The 21,645-nt window shown below is 31.2% G+C and carries 23 protein-coding genes and 1 tRNA gene; 17 read left to right on the top strand and 7 right to left on the bottom strand.

Annotated features, from left to right (window positions below; translation table 11 throughout):
- Window positions 1-51: 51 nt before the first annotated feature.
- Window positions 52-1,293, top strand: a complete 1,242-nt coding sequence (locus PUD86_04270; protein MDD6776487.1) for a bifunctional 5,6,7,8-tetrahydromethanopterin hydro-lyase/3-hexulose-6-phosphate synthase — start codon at window positions 52-54, stop codon at window positions 1,291-1,293.
- Window positions 1,294-1,345: 52 nt separating this feature from the next.
- The gene (locus PUD86_04265; protein ID MDD6776486.1) at window positions 1,346-1,627 is read left to right on the top strand and encodes a zinc ribbon domain-containing protein; all 282 of its coding nucleotides are present in this window, start codon (window positions 1,346-1,348) and stop codon (window positions 1,625-1,627) included.
- On the opposite strand, the gene PUD86_04260 is transcribed toward PUD86_04265, so the two are convergent.
- From PUD86_04260 to PUD86_04250, 3 genes are all read right to left on the bottom strand, one after another.
- Window positions 1,624-2,442, bottom strand: a complete 819-nt coding sequence (locus PUD86_04260) for a phosphoserine phosphatase (GenBank protein ID MDD6776485.1) — start codon at window positions 2,440-2,442, stop codon at window positions 1,624-1,626. The genes PUD86_04265 and PUD86_04260 overlap by 4 nt on opposite strands.
- Before the next feature lie 86 nt (window positions 2,443-2,528).
- On the bottom strand, window positions 2,529-3,020 hold the full coding sequence (locus tag PUD86_04255; protein MDD6776484.1) for a hypothetical protein: 492 nt from the start codon (window positions 3,018-3,020) through the stop codon (window positions 2,529-2,531).
- Between the two features lie 8 nt (window positions 3,021-3,028).
- Window positions 3,029-3,652, bottom strand: a complete 624-nt coding sequence (locus PUD86_04250) for an energy-coupling factor ABC transporter permease (GenBank protein ID MDD6776483.1) — start codon at window positions 3,650-3,652, stop codon at window positions 3,029-3,031.
- A gap of 677 nt (window positions 3,653-4,329) precedes the next feature.
- On the opposite strand from PUD86_04250, the gene PUD86_04245 reads away from it, so the two are divergent.
- The 11 genes from PUD86_04245 to PUD86_04195 all read left to right on the top strand — a co-directional run bounded on the left by PUD86_04245 (window position 4,330) and on the right by PUD86_04195 (window position 14,536).
- The gene (locus PUD86_04245) at window positions 4,330-7,161 is read left to right on the top strand and encodes an FmdE family protein (GenBank protein ID MDD6776482.1); all 2,832 of its coding nucleotides are present in this window, start codon (window positions 4,330-4,332) and stop codon (window positions 7,159-7,161) included.
- Between the two features lie 115 nt (window positions 7,162-7,276).
- Window positions 7,277-7,786 (top strand): hypothetical protein, encoded by a 510-nt coding sequence (locus PUD86_04240; protein ID MDD6776481.1) that lies wholly within the window; start codon window positions 7,277-7,279, stop codon window positions 7,784-7,786.
- Between the two features lie 12 nt (window positions 7,787-7,798).
- Window positions 7,799-8,470, top strand: coding sequence for a DUF2162 family putative transporter (locus tag PUD86_04235; protein ID MDD6776480.1), 672 nt, complete (start codon window positions 7,799-7,801; stop codon window positions 8,468-8,470).
- 12 nt (window positions 8,471-8,482) lie between these two features.
- Window positions 8,483-9,124 carry a MotA/TolQ/ExbB proton channel family protein gene (locus PUD86_04230; protein MDD6776479.1) on the top strand — a complete coding sequence of 214 codons (642 nt, stop codon included), beginning with the start codon at window positions 8,483-8,485 and terminating at the stop codon, window positions 9,122-9,124.
- Between the two features lie 9 nt (window positions 9,125-9,133).
- The gene (locus PUD86_04225; protein ID MDD6776478.1) at window positions 9,134-9,472 is read left to right on the top strand and encodes a DUF2149 domain-containing protein; all 339 of its coding nucleotides are present in this window, start codon (window positions 9,134-9,136) and stop codon (window positions 9,470-9,472) included.
- 62 nt (window positions 9,473-9,534) lie between these two features.
- Complete coding sequence (locus PUD86_04220; protein ID MDD6776477.1) at window positions 9,535-10,119, top strand: flavodoxin family protein; 585 nt, start codon at window positions 9,535-9,537, stop codon at window positions 10,117-10,119.
- A gap of 48 nt (window positions 10,120-10,167) precedes the next feature.
- The gene (locus PUD86_04215; GenBank protein ID MDD6776476.1) at window positions 10,168-11,727 is read left to right on the top strand and encodes a flippase; all 1,560 of its coding nucleotides are present in this window, start codon (window positions 10,168-10,170) and stop codon (window positions 11,725-11,727) included.
- A 65-nt stretch (window positions 11,728-11,792) separates the two neighbouring features.
- On the top strand, window positions 11,793-12,485 hold the full coding sequence (locus PUD86_04210) for a TOBE domain-containing protein (GenBank protein MDD6776475.1): 693 nt from the start codon (window positions 11,793-11,795) through the stop codon (window positions 12,483-12,485).
- An 18-nt stretch (window positions 12,486-12,503) separates the two neighbouring features.
- Window positions 12,504-12,695: a 4Fe-4S binding protein gene (locus tag PUD86_04205; GenBank protein ID MDD6776474.1), complete on the top strand. Its 192-nt coding sequence runs from the start codon at window positions 12,504-12,506 to the stop codon at window positions 12,693-12,695.
- A gap of 48 nt (window positions 12,696-12,743) precedes the next feature.
- Window positions 12,744-13,322 carry an imidazoleglycerol-phosphate dehydratase HisB gene (gene hisB, locus PUD86_04200; protein ID MDD6776473.1) on the top strand — a complete coding sequence of 193 codons (579 nt, stop codon included), beginning with the start codon at window positions 12,744-12,746 and terminating at the stop codon, window positions 13,320-13,322.
- A gap of 104 nt (window positions 13,323-13,426) precedes the next feature.
- Window positions 13,427-14,536, top strand: coding sequence for an ABC transporter substrate-binding protein (locus PUD86_04195; protein ID MDD6776472.1), 1,110 nt, complete (start codon window positions 13,427-13,429; stop codon window positions 14,534-14,536).
- A gap of 106 nt (window positions 14,537-14,642) precedes the next feature.
- On the opposite strand, the gene PUD86_04190 is transcribed toward PUD86_04195, so the two are convergent.
- Both PUD86_04190 and PUD86_04185 read right to left on the bottom strand, forming a co-directional pair.
- The gene (locus PUD86_04190) at window positions 14,643-15,473 is read right to left on the bottom strand and encodes a F420-dependent methylenetetrahydromethanopterin dehydrogenase (GenBank protein MDD6776471.1); all 831 of its coding nucleotides are present in this window, start codon (window positions 15,471-15,473) and stop codon (window positions 14,643-14,645) included.
- 266 nt (window positions 15,474-15,739) lie between these two features.
- Window positions 15,740-15,811 (bottom strand) — tRNA-Val (locus PUD86_04185).
- A gap of 149 nt (window positions 15,812-15,960) precedes the next feature.
- Here PUD86_04185 and PUD86_04180 point away from each other — a divergent pair.
- Together PUD86_04180 and PUD86_04175 are read left to right on the top strand one after the other, a co-directional pair.
- Window positions 15,961-16,884: a branched-chain amino acid transaminase gene (locus tag PUD86_04180; GenBank protein ID MDD6776470.1), complete on the top strand. Its 924-nt coding sequence runs from the start codon at window positions 15,961-15,963 to the stop codon at window positions 16,882-16,884.
- 9 nt (window positions 16,885-16,893) lie between these two features.
- Window positions 16,894-17,727 (top strand): undecaprenyl-diphosphate phosphatase, encoded by an 834-nt coding sequence (locus PUD86_04175; protein ID MDD6776469.1) that lies wholly within the window; start codon window positions 16,894-16,896, stop codon window positions 17,725-17,727.
- Between the two features lie 28 nt (window positions 17,728-17,755).
- Here PUD86_04175 and PUD86_04170 read toward each other — a convergent pair whose 3' ends face one another.
- Together PUD86_04170 and PUD86_04165 are read right to left on the bottom strand one after the other, a co-directional pair.
- On the bottom strand, window positions 17,756-18,817 hold the full coding sequence (locus tag PUD86_04170; protein ID MDD6776468.1) for a TIGR00303 family protein: 1,062 nt from the start codon (window positions 18,815-18,817) through the stop codon (window positions 17,756-17,758).
- Window positions 18,810-19,310, bottom strand: a complete 501-nt coding sequence (locus tag PUD86_04165) for a hypothetical protein (GenBank protein MDD6776467.1) — start codon at window positions 19,308-19,310, stop codon at window positions 18,810-18,812. Before PUD86_04165 ends, PUD86_04170 begins: the two co-directional genes overlap by 8 nt.
- A 108-nt stretch (window positions 19,311-19,418) precedes the next feature.
- On the opposite strand from PUD86_04165, the gene PUD86_04160 reads away from it, so the two are divergent.
- Window positions 19,419-21,017, top strand: coding sequence for a bifunctional N(6)-L-threonylcarbamoyladenine synthase/serine/threonine protein kinase (locus tag PUD86_04160; GenBank protein MDD6776466.1), 1,599 nt, complete (start codon window positions 19,419-19,421; stop codon window positions 21,015-21,017).
- 45 nt (window positions 21,018-21,062) lie between these two features.
- Entirely contained in the window at window positions 21,063-21,614 is a 552-nt protein-coding gene (locus PUD86_04155; GenBank protein MDD6776465.1) for an XTP/dITP diphosphatase, read from the top strand.
- The last annotated feature ends 31 nt before the right edge of the window (window positions 21,615-21,645 follow it).

Genomic DNA, 21,645 nt, shown 5'->3' with positions numbered 1-21,645 from the left:
TATTTATAAATAAACTAATACTATTATATGGAGGATATTTTAATGGACCCAATGTATAAAATAGGAGAAGCTCTTATTGGAGATGGCCCAGAATTAGCACACATTGATTTATTAATTGGTGACAAATTTGGCCCTGTCGGTCAAGCTTTCGCTAATGGTTTATCAAACTTATCTGTTGGACACACTCCTTTAACCAGTGTAATTAGACCTAATTTAATGACTAAACCAGCTACTTTAATTATTCCTAAAGTAACTGTTGGTGATTTAGACGATGCTAATAAAGTATTTGGACCTGCACAAACTGCTGTTGCAAGAGCAGTAGCTGATGCAGTAGAAGATGGATACATTCCAAAAGAAATTGTAGAAGATATCGTAATTAACGTAAGTGTATTCATTGATCCATCTGCTAAAGATTACAGAAAAATTTATCAATACAACTACGGAGCAACCAAATTAGCAATCAGAAGAGCTATGGCAGATTACCCATCTATCGAAAAAGTTTTAGCAGAAAAAGACCGTGGAACTCACCCAATTATGGGATTCAAAGTCAAAAAACTTTGGTCACCACCATACTTACAAGTTGCACTTGACTTAGATAATGAAGCTGCTATGGAAAGAATCATTAAAGATTTACCAGACAACGACAGAATCTTACTCGAAGCTGGAACTCCACTCGTTAAAAAATTCGGTGTTGGAATTATCGGTAAAATCAGAGCATTACGTCCTGACGCATTCATTATTGCTGACTTAAAAACTTTAGATGTTGGTCGTGTAGAAGTTAAAATGGCAGCAGATGAAACTGCTGATGCAGTTGCTATTTCCGGTCTCGGTACTGTTGAATCCATTGCTAAAGCTATTCACGAAACCCAAAAACAAGGTATCTATTCCATCTTAGATATGATGAACGTTGCTGGATTCGAAGAAAAATTAGCTAAACTTCCTGAAGACTTAAAACCAGATATTGTTTTATTACACAGAAATGTTGATATGGAAACCTACAGAGCAGAACACGGTGAAGACACCAGTGATATGACTGAATGGGGTAACATTAAAGATATTAAAGCATTACTCGGTGACAAAGGTCTTGTTGCTGTTGCAGGTGGTATTAGACCTAACAACGCAGAAGAAGCTATCGAAAAAGGTGCAAATATCATCATCGCAGGTAGATACATCATTGGTTCTAGAGACGTAAGAAGAGCTGCACAAGACTTCTTAGAACACTTCGAACCAGATCCAGACAACATGAGACTTGCTATGGATGAAGATGAAAATATTGAAGTGAAAGACGACTAGTAAATTAGATTTTTTCTAATTTACCCCTATTTTTTTTAATGGAGTGTATATTATGGTATTTTGTAATTCTTGTGGTAGACCAATTGTAAAAGAAGATTATGGTACAAATAAGGATGGTAGTTTAAATTCAGATTATTGTATAGATTGTTATCAGAATGGTGAATTTACAGAGCCAGATATAACTCTTTCTGAAATGATAACAAGAAAAACATTAGAAATGATGGAAAAAAATCCGAGATTGCCTGAAACACAAGCAACCGGTATTACAGCCTTGGTTATTCCAAGTCTTAAAAGATGGAATCCAGAGTTTCAAGATGATTATAAAACTCTTTAATCTCCACTTTTTAAAATAAATTCTTTAACTTTATTAGCGATGTATTCATCGTGACTTTTAACTGATCTAATTTTATATAATTCTTCTTCTAATTCATTTATTTTATCAACTAGATCATTATATTCTAAACGAAGTTCTTCATAGTCTTTTTCTAAGCCTTCGTTGATTTCAAAAATTTCAGCATAACTGGTTTTAGTGTTGAGGTTTTCTTGTTTTAACTGGTCGTATTTAACTGAAACTTTATCGTAGCTGTCCTTAATTGAAGTGTGCTCATCTTTTAAAGTAGAACATTTGCTTTTGAGGTGTTCGTTTTCTTCTTTAATTCTGGAATGTTTGCTCTTTAAGTTTTCATGTTCAGTTTTCATGTTGGTGAACTTGGTTTTCAGGTTTTCGTTTTCGATAATCAATTTGGTATGTTTATCTTTAATTTCTTCGTTTTCCTGTTTGATTTGTTCAACATTTTCTTCTTCAATAGTTTTTAAAGAAGCTATTTCACTTTTTAACTCTTCAATCTCACTTTCATATTTCAAAGTAGAGTTTTTATTCATATCTATTTCCTCATTTAATTTTTCTACTTCCATAACGTAAAGATAATTAGCGGCTTTTAAAAAGTCGTTTTCTTCTTCTCTACTTTTAAAATCTTCAATTTCAGAACTTGGGATAATTAGAACTTCTTCTTTGTTTGTATAAATGTCTTCATTTTTCGGAACGGTAATCTGAATTTGTTCTGTTTTATATTTCTTCTTTTCACCATTCTTCAATGTCCTGTTATATTCTCTTGAATATTTTTTTACAATACCTTTCCCGAACTTCATAAATTATCCCCAATTAAATGATATTTTGTTTTTTAGATATTATAAATATATATGTAGTTTTAAAAAAAGAAGGTGGAATTAGAATATTATTCTAATTCTTTTTTTTTCATAATAAAGACTCCACAAGCTATTCCTATAAAAATACCAATTATGATACCGGTGACTAATGGAATCGCAAAATTACTTTCATTATTTGTAGCTTCATTTGTATTGATAATGGTTTTGAGTCCTTCTAGAGTAGTATTTTCATTTACATCATCGACAATGATTATTCTATTGGATAAATCAGGATGTTGTTTTAAAAAATCATGAGCTATATCTTGATACGCGACAAATAAAATTCTTTTATTGGTATTGTTTATACTGTGTTCAAGTGTATGTAAAATTTCATCTTCTGATGTAAATTTATAAACACTAATGTTCATATTATTTGAATCTGCAATACTCTTAGTCATTTTTCCATTTGTTTCATTAGCAACTACCATTGTATCGGAGGTTATGTCAACTCCATGAGATGATACTGCACTCATTGTTAAAAATAATGTTAATACTATTATTAAAATCTTTAAATATTTCATTTTATCACCTAAATTTCATTTATTTCAATTAATTCGGGTTTTATTTTTTCAATAGAGGTTATTATAACTACATTGCAAAATCCTTCAATAATTGAGATAAATAAGTAAAATGGTACTAGTGTTGATAATAAAAGATCAAAGTTCATAGCTCCAGAAATTAATAAAATACCTACTTGTCCAAATGTAGCAGCAATTATTCCAATTATTGTTGATCCAAAAATTGCAAGTTTTTTATTTAGATTTAGGAAGAGTTTATAAAAACTGTAGGTTACAATTGGTAAAATAAATCCTATTACAATGAAATTCGCACCTAATGATGTAATCCCACCCATATTTAAAGTGAATACCTGCATTAATAGCGCGATAAATGATACTATTGTACTAGAAAATGGACCTAATATCATTGCAATTAAAGGTATTAAAAAAAAGTGGATTGGCACACCAAATGGTGATGGAATTGATAATGAAGTTATAACTATAGTAAAAACACTAAATAATGCTATTGATATTATTCTCTTTTCTTTATTTTCATCTTTAGAAAACTTGTAAAAAAATAGTAAAATAATTATTAATGTAATTATCCAATAAATCATTGCCTGTTCAAAACTTATTATTCCGTCGGGTAAATGCATCTTATCACCTTATTATCATTTTCAACACTTGAAATTTGGAGTAATACTCTATAAGACTATTTGCTTATTACTTTTTTAGGATTTTTTTTAAAATAGTATTACTTGTTTTAATTTGTTTAAATTATTTCTATTTTATTTGATTTTGTTTAGTCAATTTTTAAAAGTAATAATTTTTAATTTTATTTTATTATTTATTTTAGAGTAAATAAGGGCCAATTATGTAGTTTAAAGTCTAAAAAAGAATAGTATTACTTTTTAATTTTGTAATACTTTTGTTATTTTGTATATTTTTTTATAAAATTTGCGGTTATTTATTACTTTTTTTTAAATAGCTTAATATTTAATTATTTAATTTTATATTAAATTATAAGGGGTTATTTGATAAAATAAGTTGTTTTTATGACATTTTTTGTTAATATATGTGTATTAATCAATATTTGGGTTAATGCTTTTTTATTATTCTTTTTATATTCTTCAAATAATGTTTGTAGTAATACTTTTTTATAATTTTTATTAATTTAAGTAATAATTATATTTATATATTTATTACTATAATCTTAGAGTGTATTCATTCGTTCTTAATATTTTGAATACATTGAATTTAAAGATAATATGGGGGTAAAATTATTAACAAACGTTTAATTTCACTTTTATTTTTTAGCATGATTGTTTTGCTAATGATAGGTGGAGTTTCAGCGAATAATATTGATGATTCATTTCTTGGAAACTCAACTTCAGATATCCAAGAAAGTTCTGAAATAGCAAATTTAAATGTTAATGTTAATTATCAGTATGAAAGCGACAATGGGAATATAAATCCAACAATTATTGTTAATAATAAACACATTATTTCAAAGGATTACGATAGTTCATCTAATTCTTATAATGTCGTAATTAATTCAAGTGATGTATTGGATAAACTTAATATTTCTGTTATTGCTCCGGGGTATTTAACTCAAAATAAAATCATCACTCCTCAATTGGGCAAATCTATTTTAGCTAATGTTACTTTTGATATGAAAGCTTCTGAAAGTTATATATTGGGTCATGAAGTAACTGTTCAAGCAGACAAATACTTAGATTTTAAAAATGCGGATGATATTTTAGTTATTACAACTGCTGGTGTTGCAAAATATAATGGTAAAACTAGTGAAGATGCAATGGAGGCAATTGTAAATTACGGCGGAATTACTTATACTAATGTATTAATGTTACGTCAAAGTGCAGTAGACCCAATCGATTTTGCTTTTATTATCAAAAAAGGTAATGAATTAAAAGCTATTGTTTTCCAAAACGCATCTACTAAATATTCATATTTAGGAACTATTTCTGAGAATATGACTAAATCTCAATGGAATAAATATTATAAGGCTGTAGTTGGAGAAAATTCCTGGGCATTTGCAAGTTTAGCAAATGGTTGGGCTGCGGATGTTTCTAAAGAAATTCTCCAAGAAGCTGCTTTCCACGGTCATATTTGTGAAGGTACTTTGGGAGGATATAGTATTATTCAAGCTTTATTAAAATACTATCCTCCAGACCAAGAAACTAATCCTGGTGGAGTAGGTTCTCCTGCAGATGTAACTGCATACAAAGTACTTGGTGTTCCTGGTGGATCTGATGATGATGCAGCATTGTTCTTTTTAGATGACACTATTGGTAAAACTGGTTATACTGGTATGAATACTACCAACACTGGTGCTACTGAAAATATGATTGGTTTTATCAAATGGAATTCTAAACTCAAAACTGGTGATTTAATCATCATGTCATTCAATTCAACTAAACTTAAAGCAGCTTTCACTAAAGAAACTGGATTAAATCCTGATGCTGGAAGTTTAGAAGAATTAAAATACTGTTCCTGGTGGATTAATAAAATCAACACTAACCCTGAAGATTTAGTTGATTTCTTATACGAATTTACAGGTTTAAACCAAGAACAATACAATTACTTGATGGGAACTACAGAAAATGTAACCTATGATGGTGAGCCTGCAGAATATGGTATTGATGGTCATGGATTAGATTTAAACTATATCTTATCATTAAATCTCTCTTCTGCTACAAGAGCAACTGTTAATAACACTCATGAAGTTTTAACTGATGAACAAATTAAACAAATAGGTATTGATGCAGCTAATGAAGCTAAAAAAATATTCAAAGAAGATTTAGGCATTGATATTGAAAGAGATGACGTTGATTTCCTTGCTTTAACTGATGCAGGATATGCATTCTTAAATGGTAGAGATACTGTAAGTGCACGTGACGGTTTATTTGAAGTATTTGGTGGAACTTTATTTGGTCAAAACTTATTAAGTCTTCACCAAGCTGTATGGAAACCATTATGGTTTGCATTTGCAATTCGTTATCCTGATTCAGATGTAGTTAATATGATTTATTTAAGATACAACCCTGACACCAATGATTTCTTTGTTGGAACTCTTGATGGTGATAGAGTTGTAAATGTCGGATTTGAAACATTAAATAATAGTGCTAAATTAAGAGCTATTGAAAAATCATTTGTTCCTGATAGTAATTGGTTTAACATACAAACTATTGTTAATGCATGGAATGAACATCCATTATTTGATCAAATGGCTACATTCTTATACCACGCTCATGTATGTCCTGGTGTGCAACCTGGATTTTTCATAACTGATTATATACAACAAAATTATCCATTAGGTGAAAATGAGTCTTACACATACATTGCATCCAACATTTATTGTAAGGATGACAGTTTAACTTATTTATTAGATTTATCACCTGGTTTAGGTAATTTCTTTGTACAAAAGTTACCAAAAAATGAAACAGAAAATGGATTATCTCAAGGAGTTCTTGTTGTATGGGATGATAATCTTAAAATTGGTAAAGCAATGATTGTCAACTTCCAAAATGGTAAAATTGACACCAGTAAATATGCAACTAGTGAAGCTCAGCGTGCTAACACAATTAAAGGATTCATTGATTTGTATAGTGGTAGAGCTAATTCAGATATTAAATCAACACCTGTTGTTACTACTGTAAGTGAAAAATGGATTACTGAAGAACAATTCAACATGTTAAAACAAGGTGCTGGAGAAAACTTCAATTCCATTTCTTATTTGAAAAGTCTTGAAAATGTTACTAAAGAAGATTTGTTAAATGCAATGAATCAAAACTCCAATAGTAATTCAAACTCTAATAATTCAAATACTAATGCAACTTCTAACACAAACAGTAACTCTAATTCAAACAGTAATTCAAATGTCCCTGATTCAGGTGCTAAACCTTCTGGTTCTGCTAGTGTTGGTACAACTGGTGCAATAATTTCTAGTGTTTCTAGTCAAAGTCCAACTCAAGGTGAGTCTGAAGATTCTCAAAATGGTAAAGATAATGCAAAAGCATATGAAGTATCCAAATCTCCTGCAGCAAAATCAATCGATTCAAATAGTTTATTATATGCTTTAATTGGTGTATTAGCTATTGGAATTTTACTTGGTGTAGGTTATGTAAAACGTAGTAAAAAATAGTTTTTTTATTATAATAACTCTTTTAGAGTTATTATCTTTTTATTTTTTAAGTTAAATTTAATTAAATGTGGTTTTTTGATGTTTAATTAAATTTAATTTATTAAATGGTGATTATATGAAATATAAAAAAATAGCTTTGTTGATTTCAATTATTTTTATTATATCTTTTGTAGCATCTACAGCATGTGCTCATCCAGGACATGGTTCTGAGTATGTGGAAGAGGTGACTTCAGATGTAGTTCATTCATCAGGAAGTTCAACACCTTCTTCAAGTAGTTCAAGCTCTTCTAGTTCTTCTAGTTCTAGTTATTCTCAAAGTCAGAGTGATTCATCTAGTTATAGTTATTCAAGTAGTTCAAAATCATCTGGAAGTGGTTCTACTTATTCTACATCTGATGAAATTCAAGGTACAACTTATCAGGAGTCAACTTCCGGGTCTGTTGTAAATGATAATTCTTCTGAAATTGAAGTAAATAAAACAAATAAAAATTTAACTAATGATTCTAGTGAAAATACTGCTAATAATGAGTTATTTACTGTTAATAATGTTATATTATTGATTTGTGTAATGTTATGTGGTTTTTTCATAACTGTTATAGTATCTAAAATAGTTTCTAAAAAATAAATTGGGGATATTATGGGGTTTAACATATTGTGGTCAGTTGCTTTTATCGTTTCAATTTTGATATTTTCAGTAATTATTGGTTTGTTTATTAATTGCAATATTGATTCTAAAAGAAATTTGGCTAAATTATCTATTGTTTCGTTTATATCTGTTGGTATTTCTGTTTATTTAATTTCAATATTCAAAATTCAATTAGATTCTCTCATTGGCGAGTATAACTACATTTTGCTGTTTTTAATTGCATTTTTATTAATGACTATTGGTTATATTATTTTAAAACAGAAAGATTACAAAAAAACATTTTTAAAAGTTCTTTTATTGTCTTATGTAAGTTTTATATTGTCTATGATGATCTGCATAGGATTTGGTGAATCAATTTTTGGATTAGATGATTTACAAATTAGCTTATTCACAACAGTAGTGTTTAACTTATTGATTATTGGCATATCTTACGTTAAAATTAATTATACATATAGAAATTTTGGTAGTATGTATTTCATATTGGGAATTTATTGTTTAATGATTTCATTGTTGCTTCCAAATATCATTTCTCTTAATATGAGTGATATGAAGCCAATTAATATAGTTTCAATAGATTCTGCTGCCTTTTCATTTGTGTTATTGGTTATTATTGTTGTTTTAGGTTTATTGTATTATAAAAAGAATTCTTTATTAAAAAAATAGGTGGTGATTTATATGGTAGTTATTCCGGGTAGTGAATTATTGGCTGCAACTTTAAATGTAGTTTCTCAAAGTTTACAGATTCCAGTAATTATTTTCTTACTTATATTTGCAATTTTTGCAGTTTTTGCTTTTGGAGGTCTTATTTCTGATTATAAAACTCGTGTTAGATTAACCAGAAATTATAAAGAAGAGTTAATCTTTTCTTTGGTTAATGCTGAGGGTGTTTCAGAACTTAAAAATATTATTAAAGGTTCAAAGATTTATGACTCTCAAAAAGAAGTTCTATTAAAGATTGCAGATTCTCACTCATTGTCTGATGAATCTCGTGAAGCTTGGGCTTTAAATTTAATTGAGGAAGAAGAAGTTGTCATGGCAAAATCTCTTGAAAAAGTAGATATTGTTACTCGTATTGGTCCAACTCTTGGTTTAATGGGTACTTTAATTCCAATGGGGCCGGGTCTTGCTGCGTTAGGTAGTGGAGATGTTACCACATTGGCTAATGCAATTATAGTTGCATTTGATACAACTGTTGTGGGTATTGGTTCTGGTGCTGTTGCTTATGTTATATCAAAAATAAGGCGTAGATGGTATGAAGAGTACTCTTCTAATTTGCAATTGTTTGTAAATGCAGTTTTAGAGAATTTAAAAAATTAGGTGTTGTGTATGATTCGTCGAAGAAAAGGAAAATTCCTAAATCAGGGTGAAGAAGATCCAATGGCCGGTACATCAAATCTTGTTGATGCAATGTTGGTTATTGCAGTTGGATTGTTGGTATTCTTGGTTATTTCATGGAATATGCAAAGTATTGTGTTTAATGAAAATATGGACGAGCAACAAAAACAAAGAGTTAAAAATGCTATAGAGGAAGTTTCACAAATAGACCAAGGGGATGAATTAAAAGATGCTCCTGATTTAAGTAAATCTTCTGGTGAAGGATTTACAGAAATGGGTAAGGTTTATCGAGACTCTGATACTGGTAAATTAATTATGGTTGAGGGTTAATTTACACTCTCTTTTTTTTTTTAAACGAAATTAATTTTAATTAATTGTAATAAACTATTTTTATGAAAGTCTTTGGTATTTGCGCAAGTCCAAGAAACAGTACTACTCATTATGTATTGTCAAAAGCAATGGATAAACTAAAAGAAGATAATTTTGAAACTGAAATGTTTTCTTGTCAGGCAAAAGACATTAAACACTGTATGCACTGTGATTATTGTCTTGAGAATAAAAAATGTATTATTGAAGATGACATGAGTGAAGTTTATGAAGGCCTTTTAAGTGCTGATGGAATTGTTATTGCAACTCCAATTCAAAGTGGAGGTATTAGTAGCTATTTATCTGCTATTATGGACAGAACTAGAGCTTTAGAAGCTATTGACTATAACATTTTAAGAGGAAAAATTGGAATGAGTATTGCTGTTGGAGGAGATAGGACTGGTGGACAGGACTTTGCTCATTTGAAAAATATCACATATTTTATGATTCATGGAATTATTCCTGTTAGTGGCGGTCCTTTTGGATCTAATCTTGGAGCTTCATTCTGGTCAAATGATTCTCTAGATGATATTAAAAATGATTCTTATGGAATGGAGTCATTAAACAGAACGTTAATAGAATTTGAAAATTTTTTAAATAAGTATATTTAAATATTAAAATTGAGTTATATTAATAATAGATAATTTTAAGGTAATATTATGGGGAATAAATTAGTTAGAGGTAGTCTGATAATTCTAATAGGAAATGTAATTTTCCGTATCGGTGGTTATATCTACCGTTTTTTAATGGCAATTTTACTTGGACCTACTGCATATGGTATTTTAGGAATTACATTGCCATTTCAGGGAATTTTCCAGACTTTATCTGCTGGTGGACTTCCTCCGGCTATTGCTAAATATGTTGCCGAATACGAGGCTGTTGACGAAAAGGATATGGCCCGACAGACTATTTATACGGCCTTAAAGATTATGGTCTTTTTAGGTTTATTCTTTGGAGCGCTAATGATTTTTGTTGTTGCTCCTTATCTTGCTTATAATTATTTGCAAAAACCTGTTGCATTAGTTCCTTTACAAATTGTAGGACTTATTGCTCCATTTAGTGTAATTGTAGGTGCTTTTAGAGGTGCATTCCAGGGTGTCTATAAGATGGAGTATATCGTATACACTCGTGCTGTAGAACAATTGGGTATGATTTTATTTGCAACTGCTTTTGTTTTAATTGGTTTTTCCACAATTGGTGCTTTATGGGGTACTGTTATTGGATATTCATTATCTGTAGTTGCAGCAGTCTATATTTTCAAATACCGTATGGGCGATTTAATACCAAAACCTAGTGAAGACTTTGTTTTCACAAGACGTGACGAATTAAAGTTAGCTACAACTTTGGTTAAATTTTCTATTCCTGTAATTGTAACTGCTATTGCTGAGATGCTTATTTATAACATCTGTACAATTGTAATGGGTAGATTCTTGACTTTCGATGATATTGGATTTTTTGCAGCAGCAGATCCTATTGCAAGACTTCCTTTGATAATATCTATTTCAATTGCTACTACAATTTTACCGGCTTCCTCAGAAGCATTCAAGTTAAAAGATACAAACTTGCTTCAAAAGTATGTTTCTGATGCGTATAAGTTTTCATTATTGTTTGTTGTACCAATGTGTGTAGGACTTGCTCTATTTTCAGCACCAACTTTAGGGGTTCTTTACTTTAAAAACCCAGCTTATGTTGCAGGGGCTAGTGCTTTAGCTATTTTGTCATTGGGAATGACATTCTATTCAATATTTGCAATTTCAACTAGTATTATTCAAGGTATTGGAAATCCGAGAATTCCAATGTATATTTTAATTTTTGGTGCAATAGTTACTGGTGTATTAAACTGGATTATGGTTCCAACTCTTGGAATTGCTGGTGGAGCTCTAGCTACCAGTGTAGCTTGTCTTTTAATGATGATTCCATGTGTTATTTGTGTATTTAGATTAACAAATACTAAAGCTCCGTCTGTTCCGATAATTAAGATTTTACTTGCTTCATTAATCATGGGTATTTTCGCATACTTTATTCCAAAAACTACTTTATTCTTGTTCCCAGGAATATTTGCATGTATTATTGTTTATTTCATAGCTTTAATATTGGTTAAATTTTTCCAAAAAGATGATATTGAAAGTTTAAGAAGACTTGCAGATAAATTCGGACCTTTGTCTAAATTAATTAATAAAGTAATTAATTTCATCGAAAAAGTTGAATTTAAAGAATAATTTAATCAAAAATTATTTTAATTATATAAAATATAATAGAATTATTATATTTTCGGGGGATTATAATGGCTGATGTAAAGGCAGGTGTGGAATATAAAATTAATGTAAATAATAACTTATTTTTATTAGATAATAAAAAATATCAGTTATTACAGTCTATTTTAGATTATGGTTCTCTAACAAAGGCTGCTAAAGAAATTAAAGTTTCTTATAGGACTGCATTAAATTATATTGAAAAAATGGAAATGGCTCTTGATGTAAAGATTGTTAATACTACAAAAGGAGGAAAAGGTGGAGGTGGAGGAACATCTCTTACCGATGATGGTTATTCCATTTTAAAAGAATGTAAAAAGATTAATGCAATTATGGAACTTCACAAAGATGTTAATGAAATTGAAGCTGAAATTGTGGATGTTAATCTTGAAAAAGGTGTAATGACCATTAAAATGAATCAATTTGAAATTAATGCTCCTTTAAATAGGAATTATGAGTTAGGAGATAAAATTTTAGCTTTAATTAGTTACGATAATATCTTTTTAATGTTAGAACCTCAATCTTCAAGTATTCGTAACGTATTAAAAGGCCAAATTGTTGAAATGAGACTTAAAAACGAAATCATTCGTGTTAAAATCGATGTTGGTGGCGTTGTTTTATGTTCTGATATTACAGTTTCTGCTGAAAAAGAATTGAATCTTAATATTGGTTCTGAAGTTTACGTAGGATTTAAAGCAATGTCTGTTGCAACATTAAAATTATAATTATATGGAGAGATTGAATTGTTACAAATTTTAGTCGACGAAGAAAAATGTATTGCTTGTGGAAAATGTGCTGAGATTTGTCCTAAATCTGCTAAAATTTGGAAGATTAGTGACGTTGCACATATATTGGATTTAAGATATTGTCACGTTTGTACCTTATGTGCAATGGAATGCCCTACACAGTGCATTATTATTGATCGTAATGGTTAAACTATCCAAATTATTGTAGCTTAAATTAATTATTTTATAGGTTAGATTATGACTAGAAATACAAATGTTTCAAGAAAGACATCTGAGACAGATATCACTATCAAAATGGATCTTGACGGTACTGGTAAATACAATATTTCAACCGGTGTGAATTTTTTCAATCACATGTTAGAATCATTTTCAAAACATAGTATGATAGATTTGGATGTTCAGGCAAGTGGGGATATTGAAATAGATGATCACCATACAATTGAAGATGTTGGAATATTGCTTGGTGAAGCATTTAGTAATACTATTGGTGACAAAAAAGGTATCAGAAGAATGGCACATGCTATTGTCCCAATGGATGAATCAGTTGCAACTGTGGCTATAGATATTAGTGGACGCAGCTATTGTAATATGGATTTAAAATTCAAAAATGAAAAAATTGGAGATATGACTTCAGATATTGTAATTCATTTCTTTGAATCATTTGCAAGTGCTGCTAAATTAAATATTTATGGCACTGTTGAAGGAGTTAACGATCACCATAAGGCTGAAGCAATCTTTAAAGCATTTGCAAAAGCTATTAAAGATGCAATTAAAGTTGAACATGATCAAATTCCATCTACTAAAGGCGTTTTATAGCTTTTAGTTACTCTTTTTTTATTTTAGGTTTGCATAACTATTTAGAAACTTTTTTTAACATCATCATGAAAATATATTCTCATCGAAAATAGGGGTTTTTCGTGATGAATAAGAGAAATAAAATAATAATTTTGATGTTAGTTATTTTGGTTGTAATGGGTGTTGCAACTCAAGTATTTATGTCTTCGTCATCTATTGAGACTGATGGCTCTAAAAATATTACTGATATGGCAAACAGAACTGTTACAATTCCAAATGATGTGGGTAGTGTTATATCTACTTCACCGTCTATGACAATGGTTGCATATATGGTTGCTCCGGATAAAGTAAAGGCACTTAACAATCAGTGGAGCGAAAACGAATCACAATATGTTCCTTCCAAATATTCAGATTTACCTGCTGTTGGAGGATGGTATGGTAAACAGGACGGAAGTTATGAAGAATTTATAGCTGCAAAGCCAGATATTATACTTGAATCTACTTTTGATAAACAGGGAAATGCTGATCTTGGTGTTATAAATGAACGCCAGGAAAAAATGGGATCAATTCCTGTAGTAGCAGTTGGTGATACAAGTAACCTTACTACTATAGATAAGCCGATTTCATTTGTCGGTGAGCTATTGGGTGCAAGCGATAAAGCAAAACAGCTTATAGATTTCAACAATAAATACATGAACACGGCTAAAGAAAAGTCATCCAAGTTATCTGATGATAATAAGAAAACTATTTATTATGCTAATGGTCCTGATGGATTGAAAACATATCCTTCCGGTATATCACATAGTCAGTTAATTGATTATGTAGGTGGTAAAAATGTTGCAGATTCTCTAAATCAGACTAATGCTTCTTCTGGAGTTCAGGTTTCAATTGAACAGATAATCAAATGGGACCCTGATGTTATAATTACCAATGATATTGACTTTTATTACAGTGTATACAATAACTCAAACTGGGCTTTACTAAAAGCAGTTAAAAATAAGGAAGTTTATGTAACTCCACAATTCCCATTCAAATGGTTTGACAATCCTGTTGGAGCTAATATGATTATGGGTCTTCTATGGGCTGCTAAAGTTATCTATCCTGAAGAATATAAAGATTTAAATCTTGTAAACACAACCAAAGAGTTTTACAGTAATTTCTATCACTTTGATTTAACAGATAATCAGGCTAAAGAAATATTAACAGACTCTGGAATAAAAGAATCAAATTTATAATCAAAGAAAATTACTTTTAATTTTCTTTTCTATTTTTTTAAAAAAAGTTCAGTTAATAGTTGTTAATTGTAAAAAAAGTAAAAAAAGAAAAGTAGTGTTATACTACTTATTCTGGTTTTGAGATTAAGTCTGTTTTAGAACCTAAGTTTCCTTCTTTCATGTGAGGAGTTCTTAAAACAGTATCATTAGATTTTTCGATTTCTCTTGCTTCTTGAGCTAAGTTAGCAGCACATGCAGCCATTTCGTGAGCAGCTGCTACTAATGGGATGAAGTTTTCGAAACCTTTGGTCATGAAACAACCTTTCATGTCTAAGTTTGCAACTGCGCCAGCCATTTCGTATGCTGCGATAGCTTTTGCTTTTGCGTATGGGTTTGCGAATCCTGCTGCTTCTACAGCTTTTTCAGCAGTAACAATGAGTTTTGGTAATTCAATTTCTGCACCAGAGTCAGCTTGTTCGATAACAGCATCAATAGTTTTTTGTACTAATCTTAATGCTCCGGTTTCAGCTAATACTTTTAAAATATCTGCATTGAAAATAGCCATTTCAGTTGGGTCTAACCATTCTCTTTTTGCACCAATCATTGGGTCGGACATAACAATAATGTAACCTAAGCCTTGTTCGTCCATTTCATCTTTTTTACCTTTACCAGGTGCGTCACCAATGATGATTGCAGGAATGTCTTTTTCAGATAACATTTCTCTTGCTTTAGCAGGTCCAGGTGCTCCTGGGTTTGGGCTGATGAAGATTGCGAAATCTGGTTCGAATGCGTCTATTTTAGGAACGACGTCTTCTACTTGTTCAGGTCCCATTTTTGCTCCAGATCCAAAAGTTCTTACATCGATATTTGGTCTGTCTGCTCTTTCGTCTAACAATAAGTCAATTACTGGTGAGGTACCAATATTTCCACTTTTAATAATAGCTATTTTAACTACCATAATAAATTTCCCCCTTTTTGATAATACTAATTATTGTTAGAAAACTATTTAAATTTTATTATTTGTTGTTTTTAATCAGTATAATACATATTTCGTTAAAAATTGTTCAATCTATTAGTTCTTATAGTAAAAAAATATTCAACTGGTCATTTTTTTAAAAATTTTTTATAAGATTGACTGTTAGGAATGAAAATTGTATAATCTTTCAAAAAAAGAACGAAAAAATTGACTAATATTGAAAAAAATTCTAAAAAAAATCAAGATAGTGGTTCCGACGAGATTCGAACTCGTGATCCCCTCCTTGTAAGGGAGGTATCATACCACTAGACCACGGAACCAACAAACAATATTATGAATTTATTACTATATATACTTTTCGTTTTTTCATAAAAATGAATTATATTCAATAAAGTAAATTATTAATATGGAGTAATTACAAATTTGTATAATATAATCATTTAAAAAATAAATTATAAGGTGATAAAAAATGGCATGGGATGACTCAGCTGAAAAAATATGGGTAGATGGCGACATGGTTGATTGGGCAGATGCAAAAATTCATGTTCTTTCTCATGTAGTCCACTACGGTACAAGTGTTTTCGAAGGAATTCGCGCATACAAAAATGAAACAGGTGTTGCAGTATTCAGATTAGAAGAACACGTTAAACGTTTATTTGATTCTGCAAAAGTTTACAAAATGGAAATTCCATTCACACATAAAGAAATTGAAGAAGCAATCTTAGAAACAATCCGTGTAAATGATTTAGATTCATGTTACATCCGTCCTGTAGTATTCAAAGGATACGGACAATTAGGTGTAGATGCTTCAAGTTGTCCTGTTAATGTAGTTATTGCTGCTTGGGAATGGGGATCTTACTTAGGAGAAGAAGGAATGGCAAACGGTGTAGATGTCGGTGTTTCCTCATGGAGAAAACCTGCACCTGATACTTTCCCAACTCTTGCAAAAGCTGGTGCAAACTATATGAACTCTCAATTAGCTAAAACAGAGGCTATTGAAAACGGATTTGACGAAGCTATTATGCTTGACTACCAAGGTCATGTATCTGAAGGTACTGGAGAAAACATATTCATCGTTGAAGGTGAAAAATTAATCACTCCTTCAATGGCATCATCTAACCTCAGAGGTATTACAAGAGACTCTATGATGACTATCGCACGTGATTTAGGTTACGAAGTATCTGAAGAAGTTATTTCCAGAGAAAGATTATACTTTGCTGATGAAATGTTCTTTACTGGTACTGCAGCTGAAGTAACTCCAATCCGTTCAGTTGACCGCAAAATCATTGGTGCTGGTAGAAGAGGACCAATCTCTGAAAAAGTTCAAAAAACCTTCTTTGACATTGTAGAAGGTAAAGTAGAAGACAAATACGGCTGGTTAGCATACGTTTAGGTGAGTATAATGGACATACTACAAGCAATTATAATTGGTATTGTTCAGGGATTAACTGAATTTTTACCAGTAAGTAGTTCAGCACACTTAGTGTTTGCCCATAACATTTTGGGTGTTGAAAGTTCCCTTGCTTTTGATGTTTTACTCCACTTAGGAACATTAATTGCAGTGTTATGGTTCTTCCGTTGGGATATTATAAAAATGATTCGTTCCTGGTGGTTAAGTATCGGTGATTTGTTACAAGGTAGATTTATGCAAGGGTTCTACGCAGATCCTTATAAAAGACTTGCTTGGTATGTTATTTTAGCTACTATTCCTGTCGGACTTGTTGGAGTATTATTCGATGATGCAGTTGAATCATTATTCGCAGGAGCTCTTTACGTTCCAGCATTTTTCCTTTTTGTAACAGGTACTATCCTCTACTTGTCTCAAAGAATGAACAGTGGAAAAATTGACATGAATAATATTTCCAAAAGAGAAGCTCTTATTATGGGATTAGGTCAAGCATGTGCAATTATGCCGGGGCTTTCCCGTTCCGGAACTACAATAGCTGCGGGGTTAACATTTGGTCTTGAAAAAGAATTTGCAGCTAAGTTCAGTTTCATATTATCTATTCCGGCAATATGTGGAGCTTTTGTTTTCCAATTAAAAGATATTGGTTCTGCAATGGATGTAAACTTCTTACCAATTTTCATTGGTTTTATTGTTTCAATAATTGCAGGTTATATGGCTATCAAATGGATGTTAGACTTAATTAAAAACAGAAGTTTGGATATCTTCGCATATTACTGCTGGTTGATGGGTATTATAGTATTTATGGGCTCAATTTGCCACATATTCTAAAATTAAAAAAGATAGAGATTAATAATCTCTATTCACATACTTTTTCTATTTTTTTTCTTAATTCTTCAACAGAACTTCCTAAAACAAGTGCTGTAAACATAGCGCCTCCAGCTCCAGCTCCTTCTTTAACAAATCCTGTTAAGTAATTTTTCAATCCTTCGTTTTCAGATTCTTCAAATCTAGGATCTACAACATTTACTGTAATGTCATCATCAATTTGTTTTAAAATTCCAAATAAATCAGCAGTTTCATCAGTTGCGACAAATACAGTAGTTGCTAAGTTAATTCTTGAAAAGTCAAAGTTTGGTTCTAATGCTTTAATAACAGCACATGTTGCTGCCATTTGTGTTCCACCTGCTAAGATAATAGGAATATCTGAACCTAAAACAAGACCTGCAATAGCCGGAATTGTTGGATCTCCCACAGCACCAATAGCTTGTATAGCATCAGCTTCTCCAGGGGTTATTCCTGCATTTTTCAATCCTTCATCAACAACTTTTGATTTAAGGTCATGTGGGTTGTGTGGCATACTTCCACTAACTTTTTCATTTGCTTCATAGCCTAATGCTTTTAATACTCCTAATGCAGTTGTTGTTCCTGCAGGTATACTTTCACCAATAATGAGCATTTCATGTCTGTTTGACAATTCTGCTCCTAAATCTTTCCCGTTTTCAATAATTTCCAATGGGTTTACGATACCTTTACCAGTTCTTATGTCTCTACCGTGTTCTTTTCCAAAACTGTAGTATGAAACGTCAGCTTTAATTTTGGAACCTGCATCAATAATAACAAAAGGAATTTCTGAAAGCTGAAGTGAAGCTTTTGTAAGTCTTGCAGGTGTTGGTGCAGCTGCTCCGTCAACAACTGTTTCTGCAGCTGTTTGTGTACAGTGAACTTCTCCTAAAACCAAAAATTCCGCATCTGCTGCCGGAGTATAAACTGTTAATTCCGGTGTTGCGCCAGCTCCTGAAATATCAGGGATTGTTGATGTGTCAGTGGTTCCTATTGTAAGTAAAAATACTGGATCATCACATTTTTGTAACTTTTCTATAAGGTCAGTTGAACCGTAAGTTGTTATTCCATCAATCATCTTTTTCACCTAATTTTTTCAACTGTTCTAAAATTAATTTATTTTGATTAATAATCTTTTTATTCTGGAGCATGATTTTCTTTAACAATTCTCTTTCAGGCAATTCATCATCATTAGGGAACTGTTTTGCATCTCTTGCTCTTGGTGGAATTTTAATTTGATCTCTTGGAGGAAGTGAAGTCTCAGATGCTTTTGGAGGGATTACTCCTCTAGATGCACTATCTTCATTTGATATATAGTCCACATATCTGTGAGTTACTTTATTTTTTCCTCTCTCATCAAGTAATTCCATTAATCTGTCATCTACTTCTTTAACACCGTGAAGCTGTTCTTGTTCTACCTCGTGCAATAATCTTTTTTGAATATTATAAGCATTATAAATAGGAATTCCACGGGTTTCACATTCATTTTTGAACATATCGCTGATGTTAATATCTCCGGTTAATTTTTTTACTCTTTTTTCTTCTGGAGTATTAGCGCTATAAAATCCCATAATCATAGTTTATGTTAATTTAAATTTAAAATGTTTGTTATGTTGTTTTCTAATTAAAAATTATTTAATAATAAAAAGAACAATATATTAAATAATTAATTTTTCAAGTTGATAATTTTGATAAGTTTAGGAATTGAAGGAACTGCAGAAAAAACTGGTGTAGGTATTGTTGATAGTGACGGGAATATTTTAGCTATGGCTGGAAATCAGTTGTTTCCAGAAGAAGGAGGTATTCACCCAAGAATGGCTGCTGAACATCATGCAGAATGGATTCCTAAATTAATCTCACAGGCAATTGACGAATCTGGACTTTCCTATGATGATATTGACTTAATTTCTTTTGCACAGGGTCCGGGTTTAGGTCCTGCATTAAGAATTGTTGCAACTTCTGCTCGTAGTCTTGCACTTTCACTTAAAAAACCAATCATTGGTGTAAATCACTGTATTGGTCATGTTGAAGTTGGAAAACTTGATACTGGTGCAGTTAATCCTGTTTCTCTTTATGTAAGTGGTGGAAACAGTCAGGTAATTGCATATGAAAGTGGAAGATACAGAATTTTTGGTGAAACTTTAGATATAGCTATTGGAAACTGTCTTGATCATTTTGGCCGTGAAACAGGTTTAGGTCATCCTGGAGGTCCTGTAGTTGAAAAATTGGCTAAAAAAGGTTCCTATATTGATTTACCTTATGTTGTAAAAGGAATGGACTTTTCATTTTCAGGTTTATTGTCTGCAGCACTTAGAGAAGCTGAAAAAGGAACTCCAATGGAAGATATATGTTTTTCACTTCAGGAAACTGCATTTTCCATGCTTGTTGAGGTAACAGAACGTGCACTTTCACACACTCAAAAAGATGAAGTTATGCTTTGTGGGGGAGTTTCTGCTAACTCAAGATTAAGACAAATGCTTAAAACAATGTCTGAAGAGCACGGAGCTAAATTCTACATGCCAGAGATGAAGCTTTGCGGCGATAATGGTGTAATGATTGCATGGCTTGGGCTTTTAATGTGTAAAGAGTTTGGACCAATGGATTTATCTCAAACAGGAATTATTCAAAAATTCAGAACCGATGAAGTTGATATTCCATGGATTGACAATTCAAAAACATACTTGAAATTAAGTGATGATTTAATTGCAAAAGGAGCCGAATCCAACATAGTTAAAAGCAGCTATTTGGGCGAAAAAGCTGTTTTAAAAGACAGAGTTGCTAAAGGATACAGGATTCCTGAAATTGACAATAAGATTAGAAAAGCAAGAACCAAAGAAGAAGCAAAGCTATTGTCTGATGCAAAACGTGCTGGTGTTAAAACTCCTGTTTTATATGACGTTAATTTAAATGAAAAATCCATTTTAATGGAAGAAATCGAAGGTAAAATGGTTAAAGATGTCATAAATGAAGATTTGGCATTTAAAATGGGTGAAGAAATAGCTAAACTTCACGCTGCAAATATCATACACGGAGATATCACATCATCAAATATGATGCTTCAGGATGACAAATTAGTCTTTATTGATTTTGGTCTTGGAAGATACTCTCAACTTGATGAAGATAAAGCAGTTGATTTATTGGTTTTAAAGAAATCTCTTCAAAGTATTGATTATAATTTAGCATTAAAATACTTTGATTGTGTATTGGAAGGTTATGGTAATAAAAATATAGTTAAGAAAATATCTGAGATTGAATCTCGTGGAAGATATACTCACTAATTTTTTGGATTAACTATATAAAAAAATGAACTCATATTTTAAAATATGATAACATTTATTACTGGTAACGAACATAAAGTTAAAGAAGCAGAGAATATTTTCAAAGATTATGACATTTCATTAGAGCATATTGACTTAGGCTATGATGAACTTCAAGGAACTCTTGAAGAGGTAGCTATGTCAGGCGCAAAATATGCTAGTCGTAAACTTGATAAACCTGTGATTGTTGAAGATGCTGGTTTATTCATTAAAGCTTTAAAAGGATTTCCTGGAACATATTCACATTATGTTCAAGATACTTTAGGAAACCAAGGAATTTTAAAGTTATTAGCAGATACTGATGACCGTTATGCCGAATTCAGGTCAGTTATTGGGTACTGTGCCCCCAATTCTGAGCCCAAGATCTTTTTAGGCAAGGTGTCAGGAGAAATCGCAGTTGAAGAAAAAGGAGATTTAGGTTTTGCTTTTGATCCTATTTTCTATGTTCCTGAATTAGATAAAACATTTGGAGAACTTACAACTGATGAAAAAAACCAATTTTCACATAGAAAAAATTCTTTAGAACAATTTATAAAATGGTATTCTAGTCAAGAATAGCTTAGATTTTCTAAAAGATTTTAAATTAATA

It is taken from the genome of Methanobacteriaceae archaeon (assembly GCA_029219465.1).
In the GTDB taxonomy this organism is placed as follows: domain Archaea; phylum Methanobacteriota; class Methanobacteria; order Methanobacteriales; family Methanobacteriaceae; genus Methanocatella.
This window is presented reverse-complemented; position numbering and strand designations above follow the sequence as displayed.

Bases quoted from the DNA above. Each gene is read 5' to 3' on its own strand.
- PUD86_04270 (MDD6776487.1), top strand. From the start codon at position 52: ATGTATAAAATAGGAGAAGCTCTTATTGGAGATGGCCCAGAATTAGCA.
- PUD86_04215 (MDD6776476.1), top strand. From the start codon at position 10,168: ATGGGGAATAAATTAGTTAGAGGTAGTCTGATAATTCTAATAGGAAAT.
- PUD86_04265 (MDD6776486.1), top strand. From the start codon at position 1,346: ATGGTATTTTGTAATTCTTGTGGTAGACCAATTGTAAAAGAAGATTAT.
- PUD86_04165 (MDD6776467.1), bottom strand. From the start codon at position 19,310: ATGGGATTTTATAGCGCTAATACTCCAGAAGAAAAAAGAGTAAAAAAA.
- PUD86_04240 (MDD6776481.1), top strand. From the start codon at position 7,277: ATGAAATATAAAAAAATAGCTTTGTTGATTTCAATTATTTTTATTATA.
- PUD86_04245 (MDD6776482.1), top strand. From the start codon at position 4,330: ATGATAGGTGGAGTTTCAGCGAATAATATTGATGATTCATTTCTTGGA.
- PUD86_04260 (MDD6776485.1), bottom strand. From the start codon at position 2,442: ATGAAGTTCGGGAAAGGTATTGTAAAAAAATATTCAAGAGAATATAAC.
- PUD86_04180 (MDD6776470.1), top strand. From the start codon at position 15,961: ATGGCATGGGATGACTCAGCTGAAAAAATATGGGTAGATGGCGACATG.
- PUD86_04230 (MDD6776479.1), top strand. From the start codon at position 8,483: ATGGTAGTTATTCCGGGTAGTGAATTATTGGCTGCAACTTTAAATGTA.
- PUD86_04250 (MDD6776483.1), bottom strand. From the start codon at position 3,652: ATGCATTTACCCGACGGAATAATAAGTTTTGAACAGGCAATGATTTAT.
- PUD86_04155 (MDD6776465.1), top strand. From the start codon at position 21,063: ATGATAACATTTATTACTGGTAACGAACATAAAGTTAAAGAAGCAGAG.
- PUD86_04210 (MDD6776475.1), top strand. From the start codon at position 11,793: ATGGCTGATGTAAAGGCAGGTGTGGAATATAAAATTAATGTAAATAAT.
- PUD86_04195 (MDD6776472.1), top strand. From the start codon at position 13,427: ATGAATAAGAGAAATAAAATAATAATTTTGATGTTAGTTATTTTGGTT.
- PUD86_04225 (MDD6776478.1), top strand. From the start codon at position 9,134: ATGATTCGTCGAAGAAAAGGAAAATTCCTAAATCAGGGTGAAGAAGAT.
- PUD86_04255 (MDD6776484.1), bottom strand. From the start codon at position 3,020: ATGAAATATTTAAAGATTTTAATAATAGTATTAACATTATTTTTAACA.
- hisB (MDD6776473.1), top strand. From the start codon at position 12,744: ATGACTAGAAATACAAATGTTTCAAGAAAGACATCTGAGACAGATATC.
- PUD86_04170 (MDD6776468.1), bottom strand. From the start codon at position 18,817: ATGATTGATGGAATAACAACTTACGGTTCAACTGACCTTATAGAAAAG.
- PUD86_04190 (MDD6776471.1), bottom strand. From the start codon at position 15,473: ATGGTAGTTAAAATAGCTATTATTAAAAGTGGAAATATTGGTACCTCA.
- PUD86_04175 (MDD6776469.1), top strand. From the start codon at position 16,894: ATGGACATACTACAAGCAATTATAATTGGTATTGTTCAGGGATTAACT.
- PUD86_04235 (MDD6776480.1), top strand. From the start codon at position 7,799: ATGGGGTTTAACATATTGTGGTCAGTTGCTTTTATCGTTTCAATTTTG.
- PUD86_04220 (MDD6776477.1), top strand. From the start codon at position 9,535: ATGAAAGTCTTTGGTATTTGCGCAAGTCCAAGAAACAGTACTACTCAT.